Below are 24,037 nucleotides of genomic sequence, written 5' to 3' on the forward strand. Positions count from 1 at the left end.
AGGTTGAGAATTATTCTCAACCTTTTTTGTTTGAAATTTAAAATTCCTTATCTTAAAGAAGGATTATAATTTGTAGGATAGTTTTCTGCTTTAGCTAAACCATCAGTAGCTACAGAGAAGTTTGAACCAAATTCAGTATCAATAGCACCTAAAATTTCATTAGCCATTAGTGCATAACCTCTACCAGTTAAATGTACACCATCTAAACTTATTAAACCTCCAGTTACTAATCCAGTAGTCATTAAATTACCATCAAACATAATACCTGTTGTAGAAGCAGTTTGTAAAACAGTTTTAAAATCTACCATAGTTATATTTGGGTTAGCAGAAGCAACTTGTTGAATAGTGGTATTATACGCATCTGTAGCTGTTTTAATAGCTGTTTGCTCTTCTGGTGTTAAAACCCACATGTCTGCAAGTGGAACAGAAACACCATTTATTAATGCAGGATTACCACCAACAGTTGTACCTAAAAAACTTGAACTAGCTAATAAAAGTAAATCATCAGCAGTAGCTTGTCTGTATTTTGGTAAAGCTGCAAAAGCAGGATTAATTGCTCCTAAATCAGTTAAATCTTCATCTATAATTACAACTGCATTTTGCCCAGCAGTAAAGTTTATTGTTCTCCTATCAACTTCTGCTTGTGTTAATAAACCTGTACCAGCTAAAGCAGCTAAAGCTTGTTGTAAACCACCATTATATGGTGCATAACCAGCATTTACTTGAGCAGCAGTAGCAGCATCCATTGGAATTGAATTAAAAGGAACAGTTGTAAAGTTAGCCAAAGAAGTAATGTAAGGTACATTAGCTACAACTCCTTTTGCTCCATTAGTTGTTAATGCTGTAACCATTCCAGAAAAAACTTGAGCAAAAACATTAGGGTCAGTAATATCATTAGAACCATAAGTAGCAGGGTTTAAATTTCCTGTTTGATCAACACCTGCTCCTCCAGAAAGTGCAAAACCTAAAACATCATTCCCACCAATCTCTGATAAAGTAAAGAATGTTGGTGCTTGGGTTAAAGCATCTCCCATAACTGTTGCATTAGGTGCAGAAGCCATTCTGCCAAAATATGGGTTTAAAGTTGCGTAGCCAGGAAACGTTAGGTGGAAACTTTTAGCTCCAGGAATACCGTAATTGTTAAATGAAGTTCCAGAAGCTCTTGCAGTAACTTGTGTAGTAGGTACAGCATTTAGCCTAGCAGGACCAGCACCATTAAAATAAAACCTAGGTGGTTGCACAACAGTGCTTCCTAAAACAAAACCACCAATATTATCATTCATTAATGGAGATGCAAAACTAGTTCCAAACTTTGAAGCTAATATGCTTGGGAATGAATTTTCTTGAGCTTTAATAAATAAAGCACCATCAGTAAAACCAGATGTAAATGATGCCCCAATAGCTACATATTTAGAGAAATCTAATCCGTTAGTATTTAATTGAACCACAGGTTCAGCCTCTTCTGTAATAGGGTCTAATTCGTTGTTTACATCACAAGACATAAAACCTCCTATTGATAAAAGAAACAAGGCTATATATTTATAATTTTTCATAAATTATTTAATTTTTTATTAGTTATTAATTGTCCAAGAAAGGTAATATTGAGAACCAATTGCACCAACTCCAGGAGCACTCAAATACTCTTGTCCTGTTAAGTTAGAACCACCTAATTTAAATACAGATTTAATTGAAGGTACTCTGTAGTTTACTTGTGCATCTATGACAGTTCTTTCGTCAATTACACCATCAACAAAAGATGATTCCCATTCAAATTCAGTTTGCCATCTAAAGTTAACATTAAACCCAAAGTTTTTGAATACATTTGGATTCCCAAATTGCACTTTTATTTTATGTTCTGGAGTGTTGAAACCCGCCTCAAAATCTGGATCTGTAGTATTGTCAAAATCGAATTTAGCATAAGTATAATTAACACCTAAACTATAATTTTCAAAAATCTTTGTATTCACTCCTAAAGTAGCTCCATAAGAACTTATATCAGAAGGTGAATTGGTATATATCTGTAAATCTGCATAACTACCTCTAGTTTTTAAAGCTGTTTCTAGGGCAGTACCTGTTAGGTTTTTATCTAATGCAACTCTTACGTTTTTATTAGAAATAAAATCTTCATAAGAGTTATAGTATACACTTAAATCAATGGTAAACCTTGAGTCACCAATAGTTTGTAAACCTCTATACCCAACTTCATAAGCAGTAACTTTTTCAGGTTGTACAAGTGTTGCAATTGCTCTAGTTGGGTTACCATTTTTGATTGAAAATTCAGAATAAGATCTTTCATAGGCATCTCTACCTGTAATTGTGTAATCAATACCATTTCCACCAGTAACTACTGTTGAAAACCTATCTAGATTATCTGGGGCTGAACCAACAAGAATTGAAGATCCTACATCTAAACCAATATATTGATCTTGTGTTGTAGGGTTTCTAAAACCAGTTTGAAAAGAAGCTCTAAAATTTTGATTTTTATCTTCACCAGCTGCATAGGCTAAAGATACTCTTGGAGAAACATTACCATTAAAATTTTGAGCTTTATCATATCTAGCAGATGCAGTTAACTTTAAACGATCATCTAAAAATTTTTTCTGTAGTTGTGTGTAAACACCATATTCATTATAATCAATTGGTCCATCAGCATCTGTGAATATATTTCCAAAAGAATTTAAAGAATACAATCTATAAGAACCTCCTATTTGTATTTCAGCAAAGTCTATATGGTCTCGTAAGTTATAATTTGCATCTACATGATATAATTTTGTTTGATCTCTAAACTTTGCCCCAGTTTTTAAGTCAGGATTTATAATAACATCATTAAAAGCTTTCTGAAATTCTGGAGTACCAGGATTTAACCTATTCCTATCAGCAAATGTTCTTGCAGCTACATGATTACTAGCTGTAACTCCAGGAACACCTCCCAAATAAGCTGCAGCATATTCACCAAACCAATTTGCATCTGAACTCCAAGTTCTATTGATATTTAAAGCAGCAAATAAAGAATTGTAAGAATCCCCTGCGTCTTCAGCAGTTGTATAACCCCTAACAAAGAAATTTTTACCTCTAATTTCTAATTTATGTTGTTCCATAAAAAAGTTTTTGATGCTATATCTTTGCCCTCCTTGATAAATTGTGTTACCAGTTCCAAATTTAGAATTCCAAATAATTTCTAAACGATCATCTCCAAAAGGTCTATAATTTAAGGATGCTCCAAATTTTACACTTTTTGCATCATAATCCATTAAATCAACCTCATTATAACCTGTTCTACTTACAGTTCCGATAGAACCTCCTAAATTAAGAGAAGCAATATCTCCATGTACATTAACACCATTATAGTTTGGGTCATCAGTTGGTCTTGGATTATCAGGGTCTCTTTCCCCTGGAATATAGTTTCCATCATCATCAACACTTCTGTAATCTGTAGCAAACCATTCAGTACCTTTTAAATATTCTAAAGTAGCTTTTGCAGCAAATTTGTCAGAAAAAGCATGTGCCATTCTAATATTAAAATTAGTAAATTCATTATTTCCAGCAGCTTCTTGGCTTGTAATACCTCCTTTTAATGCAACACTAATTCCTTGGTGATCAAAAGGGCTTTTACTAGTCATAAACATAATACCATTAAAGGCATTTGCACCATATAACGCAGAAGATGCACCTGGTAATAGTTCAACTGTTTTTACATCTAATTCAGACATACCAAGTAAGTTTCCTAAAGCAAAGTTTAATGCTGGTGAAGAGTTATCCATACCATCTACCAATTGCATAAAACGTGTGTTTGCAAATGTTGCGAAACCACGAGTGTTAACCGATTTAAATGTTAAACTACTCGTATTTATGTCTACACCTTTCAGATTTTCTAAACCGTCATAAAAAGAAGGTGAAGAAGTGTTTTTGATGGCTCTCGTGTCCATTCTTTCAACTGTAACTGGTGACTCCATTATACGTTCTGGAGTTCTAGAAGCAGATACTACAATTTCATCTAAAGAAGTTTCATTCTCTTTTAAAGAAACTTCAATTTTTTGATTGTTTTTTATAATCTGAACTTTTTCTGTTTGAAATCCTAACATCGAGATTTCTAGTGTAAAAGGCGGATTATCCTCAACTTTAAGAACAAAGTTTCCATCAAAATCAGTGTTAGTTCCCACTGCTTTGTTGGAAATCTTAATGTTTGCTCCAGGGAGTAAATCTCCTGTTTTTGCATCTTTAACTGTACCAGTAACAGTGGTTTGTGCCACCATTGCTAAACTACCGAAAGCTATAAATGCAACAAGTAAAATTTTTTTTATCATAATTTGAATTATTTGTTAACTAATACGCAAAATACAATTTTTTTTGAATTTCTGAATAATTGATTTGTTAATTTATCATTTTGGCAAAAAAAGAGGAATTTAATTGTGTTATAATCATATTAAAACAGGTGTAATAGATTATATTTTACAACCTACTTATTGTACATTTGTAATTCAATTATATTTAACCTTTGGATATTGTAAATAACATTTCTAAATTTTCTTCAAAAGAGAAAACTTTTGTTACTATTGGTACTTTTGATGGCGTTCATTTTGGACATCAAAAAATTATAGAAAAATTGGTATTAGAAGCCCAAAAAGCCAATAAAAAATCTGTTTTATTGACATTTTTTCCTCACCCAAGAATGGTATTGCAAAAGGATGCTTCTTTAGAGTTAATCAATACTATTGGAGAACGTGCTAATTTATTAGAAAAAATAGGATTAGATTATTTGATAATTCATCCTTTTAGTAAAGAATTTTCGAGAACTACTGCTCTAGAATTTGTTAGAGATATTTTAGTAAATCAGCTTAATATTTCAAAATTAATTATTGGTTACGATCATCATTTTGGTAAAAACAGAGAAGGAAATATTACACAACTTACAGAATATAGCCACTTATATGATTTTACTGTCGAGGAAATTCCTGCTCAAGATATAGATGATGTATCTGTAAGCTCAACAAAAATCAGGAGAGCTTTACATACAGGGAATCTAAAAACAGCAAACGATTATTTAGGATATTATTTTATGTTGAATGGAGCTGTTGTAAATGGAAAAAAACTAGGTGGTAAAATAGGATACCCAACAGCTAATATTGATGTAAAAGAAAGCTATAAGTTAATTCCAAAAACTGGAGTATATGTAGTTCAATCTAAAATTGATAATATTAATGTTTTTGGAATGATGAATATAGGTAACAGACCTACTGTTGATGGAAATCATCAAACAATAGAGGTACATTTTTTTGACTTTAATCAAGATTTATACAATCAAAACTTAACGATTGAGCTTATGTATTTTTTACGAGATGAACAAAAATTTGCTTCAATTGAAGAGCTAATTCATCAACTAAAAAATGATGAAAAAATTGCTAGAGATTATATTAAAAACAATCCTTAAACTAGATTGTTAGTTTCTATATCTTCGTGTATCTTTGTGCCTTATAAAACATCCAAAAAATGTTACAAGTACACTATATTAGAGAAAACACTACAGCTGTTTTAGAGGGTTTAGCAAAACGTAATTTTGCAAATGCTGAGACCATTATTAAACAAGTTTTAACTGCTGACGAAAACAGAAGAGCAACGCAAGTTGAGCTTGATAATACTTTAGCAGAATCTAATAAGTTATCTAAAGAGATTGGAGTTTTATATAAAAGTGGGCAAGCACAAAAAGCAACTTTGTTGAAAGAAAAAACAAAGCAGCTAAAAGAAAGTTCTAAAGAACTATCAGAAAAACTAAATGATTTTGCTAATGAGTTACAAGATTTGTTATATCAAATTCCGAATGTGCCTCATACATCTGTAAAAGCTGGTACATCAGAAGAAGATAATGAAGAGGTTTTTAAAGAAGGAAAAATTCCTGATTTAGGCAAAAATGCACTTCCTCATTGGGAATTAGCAAAAAAATACGACATCATCGATTTTGATTTAGGTGCAAAAATTTCTGGTGCTGGTTTTCCTGTATATAAAGGAAAAGGAGCGAGATTACAACGTGCTTTAATCAATTATTTTTTAGATAAAAATACTGCTGCAGGCTACCAAGAAGTACAAGTACCACATTTAGTAAACGAAGCTTCTGGTTTTGGTACTGGGCAATTACCAGATAAAGAAGGGCAAATGTATTATGTTACAGAAGACGATTTGTATTTAATACCAACTGCAGAAGTACCTATTACAAATATGTTTCGTGGTAATTTAATGCAAGAAACAGAGTTTCCTATTTGTGTAACTGGCTATACACCTTGCTTTAGAAGAGAAGCTGGTTCTTATGGTGCACATGTTAGAGGTTTAAACAGATTGCATCAATTTGATAAAGTAGAAATTGTTAGAATAGAACACCCAGATAATTCTTACCAAGCTTTAGATGGCATGGTTGAACACATCAAAAATATATTAAGAGAGCTGAAGTTACCTTACAGAATTCTACGTTTGTGTGGTGGAGATACTGGTTTTACAGCAGCTTTAACTTTTGATTTTGAGTTGTTTTCAACTGCTCAAGATAGGTGGTTAGAAATTAGTTCTGCATCAAACTTTGAAACGTTTCAAGCAAATAGGTTAAAACTACGATTTAAAAATAAGGAAGGTAAAAGTGAATTGGCACACACGCTTAATGGAAGCTCTTTGGCTTTACCACGTGTTTTGGCTGGAATTTTAGAGAATTATCAAACTGAAGATGGAATTCAAGTTCCGGAAGTCTTGATTCCTTATACTGGTTTTGATGTGATTAATTAGATTTTATAGTGGCAGTAATGCAGTTGGCAGTATTCAGTCAAAAACTGACTGTAAACTAATTTAATTTGCTACAACAGCAACCATTAATCTTTTATATTTATTCATCTCTAAAAGTGAATTTAAATAAGCACTTATTTGACCATTTTGCATAAACTCAATCGAGTTTTGTTTTGCATTTTCGTATTTGTTAGTTAGATCTTTCATAATCTCGTTTTGATTGGTTATTTATACTATAGACAAGTTTCGTGCCAAAACGTTACAAAAAGCATCTAAAAATAAGATGGGTTTAATAGAATTTTAACATTTATGTTGATTATCTTTGAATTGGTATGAAGCAAATAGTACTCCTTTTTTTAATCGTTGCTAACAGTTTTTCTTACGGGCAGCAAAAAGATCAAAATGATTTTTTTTTGGCAGAAACCTATTTTAGGCAAGGTGAATATGAAAAAGCAACTCAAATATATAAGAAGTTGTATGGTAAAAGTAACTTTAATACCACATATTTAACAAGGTTAATTACTTGTTATCAAGAAACAGATAAATTTTTGGTTGCCGAAAATTTATTAAAAGAAAAAATAAAGAAAAACCCAACACAAGGATTTTTGTATGTGCTTCTAGGGCATAATTTTGATAAACAACAACTCAAAGAATTAGCAAAAATAAATTATGATAAAGCATTAAACTCTTTAGAAAACAATGCTGCTTATGGAGGCTTAATTGGGCGTTTATTTAAAAATTACAGTTTACTAGATTATGCTATAAATGCTTATGAAAAAACAATGCAGCTAAATGAAAGTTCTAATTATAATTTTCAAATAGCACAGATTTATGGTGAAAAAGGAGATTTTAAATTGATGTTTGAATCGTACATTAATTTGATTGATAAAAATGCTCAATATTTAAATCTAATTCAACGATATGCTAGCAAATACATTACAGATGATGCAGAAAATGAAACTAATATTTTATTTAGAAAAACCTTATTAAGAAAGTCGATAAGCAATCCAAAAAACGAATGGAATATCTTATTAAGTTGGTTATTTGCACAACAAAAAGATTATAAAAAAGCGTTGATACAAGAGAAAGCTTTGTACCAAAGAAATCCTACAGGTTTATCTGATATTTTTAGTTTGGGCAAAAATGCTTTCGATAATAAAGATTATGAAACGTCTAAATCTTGTTTCGATTTTATTGATAAAGAATCAATTTTAAAAGATGAAAAAATTGATGCAAATTGGTATTTAGCAAAAATTGCTGTAGCTACCAGAAATCCTGAAACAGAAGTTATTTTTAATACTCTTTTTAAGGAGTTTGGTAAAAATAAACAGACTATTAAACTTCAAGTTGAATATGCAGATTTTTTAACATTTACCAAAAATGAACCTCAAAAAGCAACTACAGTTTTAGAAGAAGCTTTGAGTTTTACGACATCAAAATTTGATAAAGGAAGAATCAAGCTAAAATTAGGAGATGTTTTAGTTTTTAGAGGTAAATTTAACAAGGCTCTGATTTATTTTTCTCAAATTCAAACACAATTAAAAGGCTCTGAATTGGCACAAGAAGCACGTTTTAAAGTAGCACAAACTAGTTATTTTAAAGGTGATTTTGATTGGGCAAAAGCACAAGCTAAAGTATTAAAAGGTTCTACAACACAATTAATTGCAAATGATGCAGTAAATTTATTCTTAAAAATCACTGATAATGAGCCTGTAGATTCAATTCCATCAGGTCTTAAACAATTTGCAAAAGCAGAATTATTAGCTTATCAAAATAAAAACGCAACAGCTTTACAAGAGTTAGAAAACTTATTATCTCCAAAAAATCAAAGTAAAAATGAATTTTTTAACGGAGCAAAACCTGGTGAGGTTATTTATGATGATGTTTTGTATTTGCAAGCAAAACTTTTCATAAAACAAGCAAAATATTTAGAAGCGATTAGTAGTTTAGAAAAGATTATTGCTGCAGATAATCAAGGTTTTTTAACAGATGATGTATATTATTTAATTGCAGAAACCTACAATATTCATCTAAATGATATTGAAAAAGCCAAAGAGTACTATCAAAAAATTGTTTTTGAACATCCTTCAAGTATTTATTTGGTTGATGCTCGAAAAAAGTATAGAAAATTAAGAGGAGATACTATTTAGTTTCTAGTTTGTATTTATTGGTTTATGGTTCTTAACGAAGATCAAAAACGAATACTTACCAGCAACTAAAAAACATCAACCAAAAACAAAAAAGAATGTACATATACAACGTAACAATAAATGTAGATGAAACTATTCATAATGAATGGCTAACTTGGATGGAAACACATATTCTAGATGTTTTAAATACAGGTAAATTTTTATCAGCAAAATTTACAGAAGTTTTGGTGAATGAAGAAATGGGAGGTAAGACCTATTCTGTACAATACACTGCAAACACTAGAGAAGATATTGAGTTGTATTATAAAGAAGATGCAGATAAACTACGTATTAAAGGTGTAAAAAAATTCGGAGATAAAATGCTAGCTTTTAGAACAGAATTACGATTAATAAAAGAGTTTTATCCTACAAATGTGAGTAATTAAATGCACAGAGCCTTTATTCTTTTTTTGATAATCTTTGGATGTAAAAACTCAAGCCAAAAGCAAGTTAAAAAAGAATTTAAACCTACTACAATAGTATCTAAAGATACATTTAAAATAAATGAAAATTATATAGCGAAATCTTTTGATTTCCCTGTAGGAAAACCCAATGGTAAAGGATATTACAATGCTCAAAAATTTCAAGAAAATTATCATTTAGGAGACGATTGGAATTCAGTAAAAGGTGGTAATTCTGATTTAGGAGACCCAATTTATGCAATAGCTAATGGATACGTTTCTCAAACTAAAAACTATAAAGGTGGTTGGGGAAACGTGATAAGAATAGTACATTATCTATCTAATAAAAAAACTGTTGAATCTTTGTATGCTCATTGTGACACTATTTTAGTCAAAAATAAAGTATGGGTTAAAAAAGGAGAAAAAATAGGAACAATAGGTAATGTAAATGGTCTGTACTATGCTCATCTTCATCTAGAAATACGAGATAAAGTTGATTTACCTTTAGGTGCTGGATATTCTAAAGAATTTGATGGTTATCTAGACCCAACAAAGTTTATTAAAGAACATAGAACTCTTAAAAACTAACCTCAATCCCTAAAGAAAAAGTATTAATTTTAGACACTCCTAGTCTATAATGCTCATATCCAGTAGAAATTCTGTAATGCTTTATATGGTATTTTAAAAGCAATTTAGTGTTATTAACTCTTTCAGCATTTATGCTAGTTGTTTGATGAGAAAATAATAAGCTTATTGGTTTTTTTATAAACCATTCGCCTCCAACACCAAAAGTAAAACCAGTTTCATTAACACTATTTGCTACATGAGTAGCTCCTAAACCAAACCAAGCATCAAAACGTTGTGTTCTAATTCTATGATACTTTAAAATTGCAGAATACATGGTAAAATTATCTCTTTTACCACTTACATTTTCAGAAAAACTTGTAAAATCAGCGTTTAAAGAGAATCGTTTTAGAAAACGAAAATCTAACCCTAAATTATTGCCAAACAAATCTTTGTTTTCTAGCAAAAAACGATTATAAATATCTAGCCTAATTATCTTATAATTTGTAGAATCTGTATAAATAAAATTTCCATAATCTTTGGTTTCATAAGGATAATTGGCAATCTCTGCAGAATGCATACTACTATCATATTCAAAGGGAGATTCAATAGCTACTCCATAAGCTGTGTAAGAGAATAATTTTATAAATAGTTCAGCTATAAGAGAACCAAAAAAAGAATCATCGTCATTAGATGAACTTTTAGAACTTCTTTTGCTAGAAGAAGAATTAGTTGTAGAAGAGGTGGTTTTTAGACTTTCTTTTGCGTTATTCAATTTTCCATTTTGAGAAAACCCTTGAAAAGAAAGCATAACAATACATACACTAAAAATTAGTAAATTTTTATACATTTTGGTTGATTTAAATTTCTGTAATCACCAATAATTATGCCGATTTTAACTGTATATTTGTTAAAATAGTATAAAATTAGAGCAGTGTCTGTAAAAGCAAAAAAATACCTAGGTCAGCATTTTTTAAATGATGAAAGCATAGCAAAAAAAATTGCAGATACTTTAACTGAAAAAGGATACAATAATGTTTTGGAGATTGGTCCAGGAATGGGTGTTTTAACCAAATATTTGCTTAAAAAGAAATTAAAAGTTACAGTTTTAGAGTTAGATGTAGAGTCTGTTATGTATTTGAATGATAACTTTAAAAAAGAGCAAATCAGCATTAATACTTCATCAGAAAAATTTGAAATTATTGAGGGTGATTTTTTAAAACAAGATATAACATCACTTTTTAAAAAAGAACAGGTAGCTATTATTGGTAATTTTCCTTATAACATTTCTAGTCAAATTGTATTTAAGGCCATTGAGAATAGGGGAGTTGTACCAGAACTTTCAGGAATGTTCCAAAAAGAAGTAGCCATGAGAATTGCTGAAAAAAAAGGTTCTAAAGTCTATGGAATTTTATCAGTATTAACACAAGCTTTTTACGATGTTGAGTATCTTTTTACTGTGCCACCAAATGTTTTTAGTCCACCACCAAAAGTAGATTCAGGAGTAATAAGATGTATCAGAAAAGAAAATTATACACTTCCTGTAGACGAAAAGATATTTTTTAGAGTTGTAAAAACAGCATTTAATCAACGTAGAAAAATGTTGCGTTCTAGTTTAAAATCATTCAAACTTTCGGATACTTTAAAAGAAGACCCTATCTTTGCGAAAAGACCAGAACAATTATCGGTTTTGGAGTTTATTTCACTCACGCAAAAACTCATAAAACATGGCATTTGAAATCACAAATGAATTTCTAGAAAATCTTACCGAGCTTATTAGTACTAACAATGAAAGTGCCATTACTACATTGTTTAAAGAAGTACACTTTGCAGATGTTGCAGAGGTTTTAGACGAAGTAAATTTCGAGGAAGCCATTTACATCATTAAGCTTTTAGATAGTGAAAAAACATCAGAAATTCTTACAGAGTTAGAAGTTGATATTCGTGAAAAAATTCTTGAAAATTTATCAGCTAAAGAAATTGCAGAAGAAATTGAAGAAATGGATACTGATGATGCTGCAGACATTATTGGTGAACTTTCTGATGAACGTCAAAAACGTGTAATTAATGCATTAGAAGATGATGAGCTAGCTGCTGATATCAAAGAGCTTTTATCTTATGATGAAAATACTGCTGGTGCATTAATGGCAAAAGAATTGGTAAAAGTTTATGAAACTTGGACAGTAGCTGGTTGCATGCGAAGAATTAGAGGTCAGGCAAAAGACGTTACAAGAGTACATTCTATTTACGTGGTTGACAAAGAAGATAAGTTAGTTGGTAGGTTGTCTTTAAAAGATTTAATCATTGCAAAATCAGATCAACAGATTGCAGATATTTTAAAATCGAAAGTAGATTCTGTAAATGTAAATGAAGATGATGAAGAAGTTGCGAAAATTATGGCGAAATATGATTTAGAAGCTATACCAGTTGTAGATGATAATAAAGTGCTTTTAGGTAGAATTACTATTGATGACATCGTTGACGTATTAAAAGATGAAGCTGAAAGAGATTATCAATTAGCAGCAGGTTTAACACAAGATGTAGATTCTGATGATAGTATTTTACAATTAACCAGAGCTCGTTTACCATGGCTTTTTCTGGGTTTAGTTGGTGGTATAGGAGCATTTATTATTATGGAAGGCTTTCAAGGTGTTTTTACTAAATATGCATCATTATTCTTTTTTACACCTCTAATTGCAGCAATGGCAGGTAACGTAGGTGTTCAATCTTCAGCTATTATAGTGCAAGGTTTAGCAAATGATGATGTAAAAGGGAGTATTAATAGCAGGTTGTTAAAAGAAATGCTTTTGGCAGCTTTAAATGGAATTATTTTAGCTCTATTCCTTTTTTTCTTTGTCTGGGCTTATGAAGGTAAAATTGATACAGCATTAGCAATTTCTACTTCGCTTGTAGCAGTAATTATTGTAGCTGGTTTAATAGGCACTTTTGTACCTTTATTTCTAAACAAAAGAGGTATTGATCCTGCAATAGCAACTGGACCTTTTATTACAACTTCTAATGATATTTTTGGAATTTTGATTTACTTCTTAATCGCTAAAATGATTTTAGGGATATAAAAAAACCTTTCTGATTTTTTATCAAAAAGGTCTCTTCATATAATTGTGTGGGGGACATCAAATTCTTTTCATAGCAATTTTTCCCTACTTTTTCTTCTTACTTCTTCTTTTTCAGAAAAATTATATATCAAAAGTAAAGACTGTTCTAGGTTTAATAATGTAAAAAACCGAAAGATAAAATGTGGATTTCCGCAAAAAGATAAAAACTAATCGATAATACCTAATTCTTTAGCTTTTAAAACCAAATCTGTGTTATTATTCGCATTTAAATCTGCTCTTAAATTACTTAATTTAGCTTCTATGGAACGTAACTTTAGTAAAGTTCCATCTGTTTTTTTAATGACTCCTACAAGATTAGAAATTTTTGCATGATTGGGTAGTTCTTTCAAAATTTGAATAGCAACGTCATCCATTTGAATTTGAATGATATTTCTACGCATTATTTTTTGATGAATTTCATGCGTATAATAAAATTCATTTGCCAACATTTTTTTTACTGCAAATCCAATTTCAGTAGCATCGCACTTACTCTTTAATAGATACGCATTAGGGTTTAAATTACTGATAACATTATATACTCTATTTGTTTCTGTATGCCCAGTAATCACAGCAATTTTAAGATTAAATTCATTATTTTTAATGGCTTTAATCAGTTCTTCTCCACCATCAATTAAAGAATCTTCAGTGGTATTATCAAAGCTTAAATCTGTAAATAAAAGCTGAAAAGGGTTTGTTTTTAGACTGTTTTTTATAAGTTGAAAAGCTTTATCACAATCATTTGCAGTAACTATATCAAAATCACCAACTTCTTTCAAAGAGCATAAAATTCCTTGAATTACCAACTGATGATCATCAACTACTAAAATTCTTACTTTACTTTCCATTTTTGGGAATTCTAATTATTAATGTTGTTCCTTTATTTTCTTCGCTTTCAATCATAAAAATACCACTTATATCTTCAATTCTCTCTTTCATGTTTTTTAACCCTATACCACTTTTTTGTTTTTTTAGGTCAAAACCAATTCCATCATCTTTAATTTTTAATATGATTTCTTTTTTAGTCTCTGTAAAATCTAAAATAACAATTTTAGCATTTGCATATTTTTCAGCATTTTGGATACTCTCTCTAATCGATAAAAATAAAGTTCTTTTGATAGATTTATTAATGGTTGCCCAGTTTACAGTATTAATTCCATGAACTTTGATACTAAAATTAGCATCAAAATAGTCTGACATTAAATTAACAATTTGATCTTTAAACGAAACTTCATCAAAAGAAACACTACTTAATTGGTGAGATAAATTTCTTACATTTTCTTTTACTCTATCTAATTCTTTAGATTCTTCAATCAAGTTATTTTGAGCTAACTTTTTATGCAAAACCCTAATATCTCCAGCAACTTCATCATGTAAAGATTTAGCAATTTGTTGACGTTCTTTTTCGCGAGCTTCCACTTGTTTTAATTTAGATTCAAACAATAATTTTTTTCTTCTATTAGTTACAATTACATATCCAAATGCTAATATCAATAAAAACCCAGAGGCTACTAGCCAACCTATAACTTTTTGTTGCTGTTCTTTTTCTAATTGTAACTCTTTTTTTTCATTCTCGGCTTTTAAAGAATTATTTTCTAATTCCTTTTTTTCAGTTTCATAGATAATTTTTGCAAATTGATCTTTTAAGTTTCTTTCACTTGTTAGTATACTATCGTTTAGCTTAATAATTTTTCTTAAGTAAGATTTCCCTTTTTCTCCTTTTTCAATTTTTGAGAGATAGTTGTAGTTTTCTAAAATTCGTTTTGTATAGTTGGTTTTTTTTGCAGTTCTTACTCCCATTAATGCATAATTCTTTGCTTTTTTGTAGTTTTTTTGACTCAAATAATATTCAGCAAGAATAGAATAAGATGTTGTTAATCTTCTTGTATCATTAATACTTTTTCTATAATTATATGTTTTTAAAAATCCTTTTAGAGCTTCATTATATTTACCTATTTTAAAGTTATTATAAGCTATATTTTCTATTCCATTATAAAATCTAGTAGGACTTTTTTTCTTTATACTATCTTTAATTATTTTTAAATAATATTCATTAGATTTCTCATAAAATTTTTCTAGCTGATAGGTTGAAGCAGTATTATTATGGTAATCAATATAAACATTTAATAATTTTAAATCATTATTTAAGTATCCTATTTTGTATGATTTTAGATAGTTTTGCCTTGCGTTATTATATCTACCCATTTTAGAAAGAATTAAACCTAAATTATTATAGCAATATGAAACATAACGATTAGGTTTTATAGGTTCTAAATAACGTAGAGCTTTAATAGAAGTAATTTCACTCCCAAGATAATCTTTCTCACGCTCTTGAATTCTAGCCATAGATAATAATCTTCTACCAACAGCTAAAGAGTCTTTTAAAAGAATTGAAATATTTTTAGATTTATGATAATAATAAAAACAACTATCTGTTACATATCTTTTTCTAAAATTTAATGCTTTATAATGATAATATTTGGCAAGAGATAAAGAATCATAAAACCTTTTATAATTTCTTAATAAGTTAATTTCACTTTTTTTAAGATTTTTTAAATCATTTTTACGATAACTTTCTATACCGTAGACAATATTTACCTCTCGTATTAATGAATCATTCTTTTTTTTATTAGCTATTCGTAGAGCTTTTTGAATAAGTGTAGAATCTTTAGTTTGTTTATATGCCTTTAATAAATTAGGTATACTGTCATCTTGTCCAAAAGAAAAGCTTTGGTTAATAATAAATAGTAAAATAAAAATTATTTTTTTCATATAAAAAACACCTTGATTTACCAAGGCGTTAAGTTGTTATTTTGATGCAATTGACTCTTTACTAATCCACATCTTCTCCATCTCCACCTTCATCTTCTCCACCACCATCAAGCTCTCCATCTCCAGGATTTAAACTTTTAGCATACTCATCTAAATAAATTTCTTCTTTCATTTTTTTAATTTTTAATGGTTAATATTTTAAAAATAATGATTTATAATGAAAAATCAATCATTTTGATGCATTTTTTGAAACAAATCCCAAATAACAACACCTGTAGTCACAGAAATATTTAAAGAATGTTTGGTACCCAATTGCGGAATTTCAATACACAAATCAGAAACATTAACAACTTCTTGTTGTACGCCTTTTACTTCATTTCCCATCACAATTGCATATTTTGTGTTTTTCTCTGGATAAAAAATATCAAGTTTAGTAGAATTTTCTGCTTGCTCAATAGCTAAAACTTTTACATTTTCTGTTTTTAGTTTTTCAACTAAAGTCAAAGTATCTTCAGCATATTCCCACTCCACAGATTCTGTTGCACCCAAAGCTGTTTTATGAATATCTTTATTTGGTGGAGTTGCAGAAATGCCACACAAGTAGATTTTTTCTATCAAAAAAGCATCACTAGTTCTAAAAACAGAACCAATATTATTCAAGCTTCTAATGTTGTCTAAAACTACAATTATAGGTGTTTTTTTTGTGGCTTTAAATTCATCAACCGAAATTCTACCTAGCTCGTTATTTTTAAGTTTTCTCATAATTCAGTTTTCAGTTAGCAGTATGCAGTTAGCAGTAAAAAACTGAATACTGAATACTGAATACTGCCTACTTTTTGTAACTTCGCAAAACTAACTGAAAATTTCTAAAAACTTGGCAAAATCAAAGGCGAAAAAGGTAACTCCTTTAATGAAACAATACAATGCCATCAAGACTAAATATCCTGATGCAATGTTGCTTTTTCGTGTGGGAGATTTCTACGAAACTTTTGGGGAAGACGCTAAAAAAGCAGCACAAGTTTTAGGAATTACATTAACAAAAAGAGGTGCAGGTTCAGACTCGGAAACAGCCTTGGCTGGTTTTCCACATCATTCTTTAAACACCTATTTACCAAAATTGGTAAAAGCTGGAATGCGTGTAGCAATTTGCGATCAGTTAGAAGACCCAAAAATGACCAAAACCATTGTAAAACGAGGTGTTACAGAATTGGTTACACCAGGAGTTTCTTTAAATGACGAAGTTTTACAAAGCAAAACCAACAACTTTTTAGCTGCTGTTCATTTTGATAAAAAACAACTCGGAATTTCATTTTTAGATGTTTCTACAGGCGAGTATTTGGTTGCACAAGGAAATGCAGAATACATAGACAAATTGTTGCAAAATTTTAATCCGAGTGAAGTTTTGGTTCAGAAACAAAACAAGCAACAATTTTTAGAGCTTTTTGAAAACAGATATTATACTTTTTATTTAGATGATTGGGTTTTTCAAAAAGAATATGCAAACGAAACTTTACACAATCATTTTGAGGTTAAAAGCTTAAAAGGTTTTGGAATTCAAGATGTAAAAAACGGAATTATTGCTGCTGGAACAGTGTTGTATTATTTATCAGAAACGCAGCACAATCAGCTAAAACACATTCAGCAAATTAGCAGAATTGCAGAAGACAATTATGTTTGGATGGACAGGTTTACAGTCCGAAATTTAGAGTTGTACAATCCGAATTCTGTAAATGCAGTAACGCTTTTAGATGTTATTGATAAAACCATTTCACCTATGGGTGGAAGACTTTTAAAACGTTGGTTGGCATTACCTTTAAAGAATATTGAGGAGATAAAAAATCGTCACGAACTAGTTAAATTTTTTATCAATTCTAATGATTTTTCTAAAACTGTAACTTATCAACTTAAACAAATTTCAGATTTAGAAAGACTCATTTCTAAAGTAGCAACAGGTAAAGCTTCACCTAGAGAAATTGTGTTGTTAAAAGATTCTTTAAAAGCTATTTTACCTATAAAATCAGCATCAGAAAAAAGTAAAAATAAAGCTGTTCAAAATTTAGGAAAACAACTCCATTCTTGTGAGGTTTTAATTGATAAAATTTCTGAAACTTTATTTGATAATGCTCCAGTAAACATCAACAAAGGAAATGCAATTGCCAATAATGTACATCAAGAATTAGATGATTTGCGTGCGATTTCTAACTCTGGAAAACAGTATTTAGATGATATGTTGGCTCGCGAAACTGAAGCCACAGGAATTACAAGTCTAAAAATCGCTTTCAATAACGTTTTTGGGTATTATATTGAAGTTAGAAATACACATAAAGATAAAGTTCCTGAACAATGGATCAGAAAACAAACCTTGGTTTCTGCTGAAAGATACATTACTGAAGAACTGAAAGAATACGAAACCAAAATTCTTGGAGCTGAAGAAAAAATTGCCAAATTAGAACAAGAAATTTTTTCTAAATTATTGCAATATATCATTCAGTTTGTTGATATTGTTCAAGAAAATGCACAAATTATTGCAAAAATTGATTGTTTACTATCATTTTCTGTTATAGCTGTTGATAATAATTATGTGTGTCCAATTATGGATGAAAGCACAGATTTAGACATCAAAAACGGACGTCATCCTGTTATTGAAAAACAACTTCCTATAGATCAAACCTATATTGCAAATGATGTTGTTTTAAACAGAAATCAGCAACAAATTATTATGATTACTGGACCCAATATGTCTGGTAAATCTGCCATTTTAAGACAAACTGCGCTTATAGTTTTGTTAGCGCAAATGGGAAGTTATGTACCAGCACAAAACGCTAAAATAGGTATAGTAGATAAGATTTTTACAAGAGTTGGTGCAAGTGATAATATTTCTATGGGCGAATCTACTTTTATGGTAGAAATGAACGAAACAGCTTCTATTTTAAATAATATTTCTGAACGTAGTTTGGTGCTGTTAGATGAAATTGGACGTGGAACTTCAACTTATGATGGAATTTCGATTGCTTGGGCAATCTCTGAATTTTTGCACGAACATCCATCTAAAGCAAAAACGTTGTTTGCCACACATTATCACGAACTCAATGAAATGACAACCACTTTTGAGCGCATTAAAAACTTTAATGTGTCTGTAAAAGAACTGGAAGACAATATTATTTTCTTGCGTAAATTGGTTTCTGGTGGCTCTAACCACAGTTTTGGAATTCACGTTGCAAAATTAGCAGGAATGCCAAACATGGTGATTCATAGAGCAAATAAAATTCTAAAAAAACTAGAAGAAAACAATAAAGATTATGAAGTAAAAGATGTTTTAAAACAGACACAACATGAAGATTTACAATTAAGTTTTTTTAAATTGGATGACCCTTTGTTAGAAAATATTCGTGAAGAAATTTTAGCTACAAATATTGATACACTTACCCCAATCGAAGCTTTAATGAAATTGAATGAAATTAAACGAATGCTGATTAAAAATTAATTTTAAATTTTTAGGATTAATTATTTAAAAGTATTTGTCAAGTACACAAAACTTATTATATTTGCACCTCTCAAAATCACTTTTGAGAAAGTTCTTTAAAAAGACTGCGAAAGTAGCTCAGGGGTAGAGCATCACCTTGCCAAGGTGAGGGTCGCGGGTTCAAATCCCGTCTTTCGCTCTATTTCCATAAAACATACCAATGCTGAAGTGGTGGAATTGGTAGACACGCTGGACTTAAAATCCAGTGAGCAGTAATGCTCGTATGGGTTCAAGTCCCATCTTCAGTACAAAAACCGTAATTTAGTTGTTACGGTTTTTTTGTGAAGTAACTTTACTGATTTAATCTTAACAAAAAAGGGCAACAACTATAATAATTGTTACCCTTTTTATTGTAATAAATAATTAAATTATTTATTGTAAAATATATTTAGTACCATCATTAATAACATTCATTGTATAAACATTATCACCTGGTTCCCAAACAGCATAAGAAACAGAGAACTTTTGATCTAATCCGTACTGTGGAAAATTATTTAATAAAATAGTATTTATTTTAGCTAAACGAGCTTCAATAGTTTCTTCATCTGCACCTGCTCTAACATCAAAATTATTAAATCGTCCATTACCAACTAATTCAAAATCTGCATTAGTTAAAGTATATTTAATAGTATTATCTGGTACCCAAGTTGTTCCATCATGCCCAAATTGTAGTGAAATTTCATTACTTTCAGAAATCGAATTCCAATCACTACCATCAAACATAAAGTTTGTATTAATAGTAGAAACTCCTCCATTAAAATTATTATATTGAACTGCTTTGAAATCTCCTTCTGCTGCAAAAGGGAATAAAGTTGTTTTGAAGTAAATTTTAATTCTACGTTCAGCATCTTCAACAGATCCACTAAAATTAGCAAAACGACTACTACCACCCATTATACCATATTCTTCTGCTGTAAATGTAATAGGAGCTGCCCATTCATCAGTTAATACAAATTTATTTGTTATTGGTTCTGGAGCAAATGTGTACAACGCAAATACTTTTACATCAAAAATATTATAATTAGTACCATCAAACTGAAGAATCATTTTTAAAACTGGTCTTGAACTACCACCAGCAAATGTATCATATGTAATTATGAAGAAATCTCCACTGGCTGCATTTGGATAATTATTAAGTAAAATTGTCTCAATTTTTCCTCTTCTAACTTCTACATCTGCTTCAGCACTGCCATCTCTAATATCAAAATTATTGAAAGTTCCGTTACCAATAAGAGCATAATCTGCATCTTGCAAAGTATATTCGGTTGTTTTAGATGCATCAGTAGGGTTTTCTTCTAATTGAACGAACATTTCTAAATCTACAGTTTGAAAATTATCATTAAAAGCTTTGTATGCTACCTTATATTTATCATCAATGTTTGCATCAGGAAAATTATTCAATAAAATTGTTTGAATTTTTAATCTCCTAGCTTCAATAGTTTCTTCAGCTCTTCCTGTTCTAATATCAAAATTATTGAAACGGCCATTACCAACAAAATCATAATCATCATTAGTTAGTGTATATTCTGTAACAATAGGATCTGACAAATATGTTAAATCATAAATAGTTCCTTTAACTTCATTTGGGAATTTAGCATTAAAAAAAGTATTGATATCGTTATTACCATTTAAAGCTGTTAGGTTTATAGCTGTATAGTCTGCATCTGTTAAAGTATAAGATTTTCTCTCAATATTACTTATAGGGTTATAAAGATTATATGTAACTACTGCTGATGAAGCAGATACAATAACACCATTTGCATCAAAATCTACACCCAATCTTGGGTAAGTAGCTGTTAAAAAGGCTGGTATTTTTTCTTTAGCTTCATCTTCTGTTGAGAAGTAAAAATTACTTAATCCTATTGATGAGTAGTTATCTTCAGTTAGTGTTATCACTAAATCTTCTACATCACCATCATTAATTGTTTCTGCATCTATTATTGCATCTATTTCAGCATTAACCTCATCTAAAGAATTACATGAAATAAATACTGAAGCAGTAATTATTAGTAAATAAATTATTTTTTTCATTTTATTTATATTTAAAAGTTAATTCTTGTACTTATACTAAATGTTCTTCCTTGACCTAAAAATACTTGTGCTGTGGAAGCATTACTATCTATACCATCGTCTGCTCTGTTTATAAATTCCTCATTAAACAAGTTATTTACCCTACCAGTTATTGAAGCATCTAAATCGCCTATTTTAAAACCGTGTCTAAAAACAATATCAGATAAGAAATAGCTTGGTACTTCCCATGGTTTTACATTTAATGAAGATTCTTCATCTCTAGCTTGTAAATTAAAATCAGCAAAGTATCTATCATAATAGTTTACATCAAAACTTAATGATGTTTCACTAGATAAATCAAATCGAACACCAAGTGCACTAGTAGTTTGTGCAGAACGACCAGTAGGGATACCCTTTAAATAAATATCAGTTGTTCTTCCAGTAGGATTTCTGTCAATGTCAAAGAAAGGAACATCAGTTACATTATTATTCCATCTCCAATCTCCTACAGAAACCATACCAGTTACTCTTAAGTAATCAAATGGACGATATTCAAAATCAAATTCTAACCCTTGGTGAAGGGCTTCTAAACCATTAATATTAGCAGTTATTAGATCTACCCCTCTTCCTTGACTTGCAGTTTCAGTTCTGTTTTTCCAAATAGTGTGATATAAATTAAAATTCGCTGAAAATTTTTCTGAACGTAATCCATAACCTAATTCAAAACTAGTTATTTTTTGATTTTCTAAACCAACGTTTAAATCGTCATTACTAAAGTTCAACCAAACATCATCTAAAAAAGGCACTCTTTCAAAATACCCAACGTTAAAAAATACATTTTGTACATCGTCTATACGATAATTGGCACCTAACTTACCACCAAAACCATTATAACTTTGAGCATCAGTTAATTGTTCTGGATCACTATCTAGCTTATTAAAAAAATCTTCTCTTTTGTATCTACTATTATTGTAGTTTATTGCTACAAAAGCAGAAATATCATCTTTATCATATTCAGCTTGTGCAAAACCTCCAATCCATTGATGGTATCCTTTATCATGATAATTAATTTTATCACCAACTTGAGTTTCACTTTCACTTAAAGACCTGTTAACGTTTGCTGGAGCACCATTTCTAACGTCTAAAAAATATTGTCCTCCTAATAAATCTGTAACTTCTTGAAAGTGTTCTCCTACATACCAACGATAATCCAAACCGACATTTAAATCAATATCTTCTGTTAATTCTGTGTTATATACACTCAAAGCGCCAACCCATACATGATCGTTTCTACTAGCTCTTAATATTGCTGTAGCACCATTAGTACCGCTTGCAATATTTTCATCAACTATTCTATCTAAATCTACAGGGCCAAAATTACCTATTCTATAGCTGTTGTCTGTAAATTTACTTTGTTCAGCACCAGCTGTTCCACCACCACCACCAGTTCCAGTAGAGCCATAAATAGAGGTTGAAAGAGAGCTTACATCATCTATTTGCCAGTAATGATTTAATGACGCTAATGGTTTATGGTAGAAGTTATCTTCTATATTGGTAATTTGTCCATTCTTGTATCCCCAATCTGGGTTGTAACGACTTCCTCTTTCACTTAATCTATACTCACTTAATAAAGACCTGTTTTGGCGTTGTCCATGACGTTGTTTTGCTCCAAAAACATTAAAGGATAATTTATGCATATCGTTTATTCTGTAAGACAAATTTAAAAAATAAGATATAGCTGTAAAATTTGTACCATCAGCATAAGTTGCATCTCCAGTAGTTGTATCTGCATAAACTGTAGCTGCAAACCCATTATCTAATAAACCAGTTGATACTTTAGCTCCATACCTAGTATAACCGTCATTACCAACATCAAAACCAAAAAAACCTCCTTTTTGTGCGTCTGTTGATTCTGTTATTGTATTTATAGTACCACCAATAGAAGGTACTGCAATTTTAGCAGCTCCTAAACCTCTTTGTGTTTGTACAAGCGAAGTTACGCTTCCTAAACCAGCCCAGTTAGACCAAAATACTCTACCATTTTCCATATCGTTAACAGGGATACCGTTAATCATTACAGCAACGTTTTCTGAATTAAAACCACGCATTGTAATTTCACCATCACCAAAACCACCACCATTTCTAGTTACAAAAACACCTGGTGTAGATTTTAGTATTTCTGGAAATTCTTGATTACCTAATTTTAATTGGATATCTGCTTTTTTAACATTAGATACAGCAACAGGTGTTTTTCTATCTATTGCTACAGAAGCTATAATTAGAACTTCATCTAAAACCGCATCTTCTTCCAATCTAATATTACCTAAATTAGTTTTTGTAGATGAAAAAGCAATCTCTTTCGTTTTAAAACCAATAAAAGAAATCACTAAAACACCTGAATCAGATTTAGTATTTAAAGTAAACTTACCATTAAAATCTGTATCAATTCCATTAGTGGTTCCTTTTTCTAAAATACTAGCTCCAGGTAAAGGTTGATTGGCATCATCAACTATTGTTCCAGTAATTTTAGTTTGTCCTAAAACTGTAGCTGTCATAAAAAATAAAGCTACAAATAATAAGTTTTTAAAATTTTTCATTGTTTAATTTTAAGTTATTTAATGTTTGGCAAAAATCTTGCTTTTACCTGTTTGGTATGTTAATTTAAGGTTAAGGTTTAACAAAAAATTAAGATAAACAAATGTAAAA

General features: G+C 30.2%; 17 protein-coding genes and 2 tRNA genes. 10 read left to right on the forward strand and 9 right to left on the reverse strand.

Annotation, left to right across the window (positions count from 1 at the left end; genetic code table 11):
- Positions 1-47: 47 nt before the first annotated feature.
- Entirely contained in the window at positions 48-1,553 is a 1,506-nt protein-coding gene (locus BTO18_RS13720) for an SGNH/GDSL hydrolase family protein (protein ID WP_105016767.1), read from the reverse strand.
- 18 nt (positions 1,554-1,571) lie between these two features.
- A complete protein-coding gene (locus tag BTO18_RS13725; RefSeq protein WP_105016768.1) occupies positions 1,572-4,304 on the reverse strand; it encodes a TonB-dependent receptor in 2,733 nt (910 codons plus the stop codon).
- A 191-nt stretch (positions 4,305-4,495) separates the two neighbouring features.
- On the opposite strand from BTO18_RS13725, the gene BTO18_RS13730 reads away from it, so the two are divergent.
- Together BTO18_RS13730 and serS are read left to right on the forward strand one after the other, a co-directional pair.
- Positions 4,496-5,428: a bifunctional riboflavin kinase/FAD synthetase gene (locus BTO18_RS13730; RefSeq protein ID WP_105016769.1), complete on the forward strand. Its 933-nt coding sequence runs from the start codon at positions 4,496-4,498 to the stop codon at positions 5,426-5,428.
- A 59-nt stretch (positions 5,429-5,487) separates the two neighbouring features.
- Complete coding sequence (serS, locus tag BTO18_RS13735) at positions 5,488-6,762, forward strand: serine--tRNA ligase (protein ID WP_105016770.1); 1,275 nt, start codon at positions 5,488-5,490, stop codon at positions 6,760-6,762.
- 60 nt (positions 6,763-6,822) lie between these two features.
- Here serS and BTO18_RS17700 read toward each other — a convergent pair whose 3' ends face one another.
- A complete protein-coding gene (locus BTO18_RS17700) occupies positions 6,823-6,966 on the reverse strand; it encodes a hypothetical protein (protein WP_170063278.1) in 144 nt (47 codons plus the stop codon).
- Between the two features lie 125 nt (positions 6,967-7,091).
- On the opposite strand from BTO18_RS17700, the gene BTO18_RS13740 reads away from it, so the two are divergent.
- From BTO18_RS13740 to BTO18_RS13750, 3 genes are all read left to right on the forward strand, one after another.
- On the forward strand, positions 7,092-8,909 hold the full coding sequence (locus BTO18_RS13740) for a tetratricopeptide repeat protein (RefSeq protein WP_105016771.1): 1,818 nt from the start codon (positions 7,092-7,094) through the stop codon (positions 8,907-8,909).
- 95 nt (positions 8,910-9,004) lie between these two features.
- Entirely contained in the window at positions 9,005-9,334 is a 330-nt protein-coding gene (locus BTO18_RS13745) for a DUF4286 family protein (protein WP_105016772.1), read from the forward strand.
- Positions 9,335-9,937, forward strand: a complete 603-nt coding sequence (locus tag BTO18_RS13750; protein WP_105016773.1) for a M23 family metallopeptidase — start codon at positions 9,335-9,337, stop codon at positions 9,935-9,937.
- Here the strand turns inward: BTO18_RS13750 and BTO18_RS13755 are convergent.
- Positions 9,927-10,763 carry a hypothetical protein gene (locus BTO18_RS13755; RefSeq protein WP_146106940.1) on the reverse strand — a complete coding sequence of 279 codons (837 nt, stop codon included), beginning with the start codon at positions 10,761-10,763 and terminating at the stop codon, positions 9,927-9,929. The genes BTO18_RS13750 and BTO18_RS13755 overlap by 11 nt on opposite strands.
- Before the next feature lie 84 nt (positions 10,764-10,847).
- Here BTO18_RS13755 and rsmA point away from each other — a divergent pair, with 84 nt between their 5' ends.
- Together rsmA and mgtE are read left to right on the forward strand one after the other, a co-directional pair.
- Positions 10,848-11,651 (forward strand): 16S rRNA (adenine(1518)-N(6)/adenine(1519)-N(6))-dimethyltransferase RsmA, encoded by an 804-nt coding sequence (gene rsmA, locus BTO18_RS13760; protein WP_105016775.1) that lies wholly within the window; start codon positions 10,848-10,850, stop codon positions 11,649-11,651.
- Positions 11,641-12,990 carry a magnesium transporter gene (mgtE, locus tag BTO18_RS13765; RefSeq protein ID WP_105016776.1) on the forward strand — a complete coding sequence of 450 codons (1,350 nt, stop codon included), beginning with the start codon at positions 11,641-11,643 and terminating at the stop codon, positions 12,988-12,990. Before rsmA ends, mgtE begins: the two co-directional genes overlap by 11 nt.
- Positions 12,991-13,196: 206 nt before the next feature.
- On the opposite strand, the gene BTO18_RS13770 is transcribed toward mgtE, so the two are convergent.
- From BTO18_RS13770 to BTO18_RS13780, 3 genes are all read right to left on the reverse strand, one after another.
- Positions 13,197-13,874 carry a response regulator transcription factor gene (locus tag BTO18_RS13770; RefSeq protein WP_105016777.1) on the reverse strand — a complete coding sequence of 226 codons (678 nt, stop codon included), beginning with the start codon at positions 13,872-13,874 and terminating at the stop codon, positions 13,197-13,199.
- Positions 13,864-15,798 carry a tetratricopeptide repeat-containing sensor histidine kinase gene (locus BTO18_RS13775; RefSeq protein ID WP_146106941.1) on the reverse strand — a complete coding sequence of 645 codons (1,935 nt, stop codon included), beginning with the start codon at positions 15,796-15,798 and terminating at the stop codon, positions 13,864-13,866. Before BTO18_RS13775 ends, BTO18_RS13770 begins: the two co-directional genes overlap by 11 nt.
- 225 nt (positions 15,799-16,023) lie before the next feature.
- Positions 16,024-16,560, reverse strand: a complete 537-nt coding sequence (locus BTO18_RS13780) for an RNA methyltransferase (RefSeq protein ID WP_105016779.1) — start codon at positions 16,558-16,560, stop codon at positions 16,024-16,026.
- A gap of 148 nt (positions 16,561-16,708) precedes the next feature.
- Between BTO18_RS13780 and mutS the strand changes: the two genes are divergently transcribed.
- The 3 genes from mutS to BTO18_RS13795 all read left to right on the forward strand — a co-directional run bounded on the left by mutS (position 16,709) and on the right by BTO18_RS13795 (position 19,569).
- A complete protein-coding gene (gene mutS / locus BTO18_RS13785) occupies positions 16,709-19,282 on the forward strand; it encodes a DNA mismatch repair protein MutS (RefSeq protein WP_437438440.1) in 2,574 nt (857 codons plus the stop codon).
- Between the two features lie 106 nt (positions 19,283-19,388).
- Positions 19,389-19,460: transfer RNA gene (locus BTO18_RS13790), tRNA-Gly, on the forward strand.
- A 23-nt stretch (positions 19,461-19,483) separates the two neighbouring features.
- Positions 19,484-19,569 (forward strand) — tRNA-Leu (locus BTO18_RS13795).
- Positions 19,570-19,693: 124 nt separating this feature from the next.
- Here the strand turns inward: BTO18_RS13795 and BTO18_RS13800 are convergent.
- Both BTO18_RS13800 and BTO18_RS13805 read right to left on the reverse strand, forming a co-directional pair.
- Entirely contained in the window at positions 19,694-21,352 is a 1,659-nt protein-coding gene (locus BTO18_RS13800; protein WP_105016781.1) for a hypothetical protein, read from the reverse strand.
- Positions 21,353-21,363: 11 nt separating this feature from the next.
- Positions 21,364-23,928 carry a TonB-dependent receptor gene (locus tag BTO18_RS13805; protein WP_105016782.1) on the reverse strand — a complete coding sequence of 855 codons (2,565 nt, stop codon included), beginning with the start codon at positions 23,926-23,928 and terminating at the stop codon, positions 21,364-21,366.
- Positions 23,929-24,037 lie beyond the last annotated feature (109 nt).

It is taken from the genome of Polaribacter porphyrae, assembly GCF_002954685.1.
Classification (GTDB): domain Bacteria; phylum Bacteroidota; class Bacteroidia; order Flavobacteriales; family Flavobacteriaceae; genus Polaribacter; species Polaribacter porphyrae.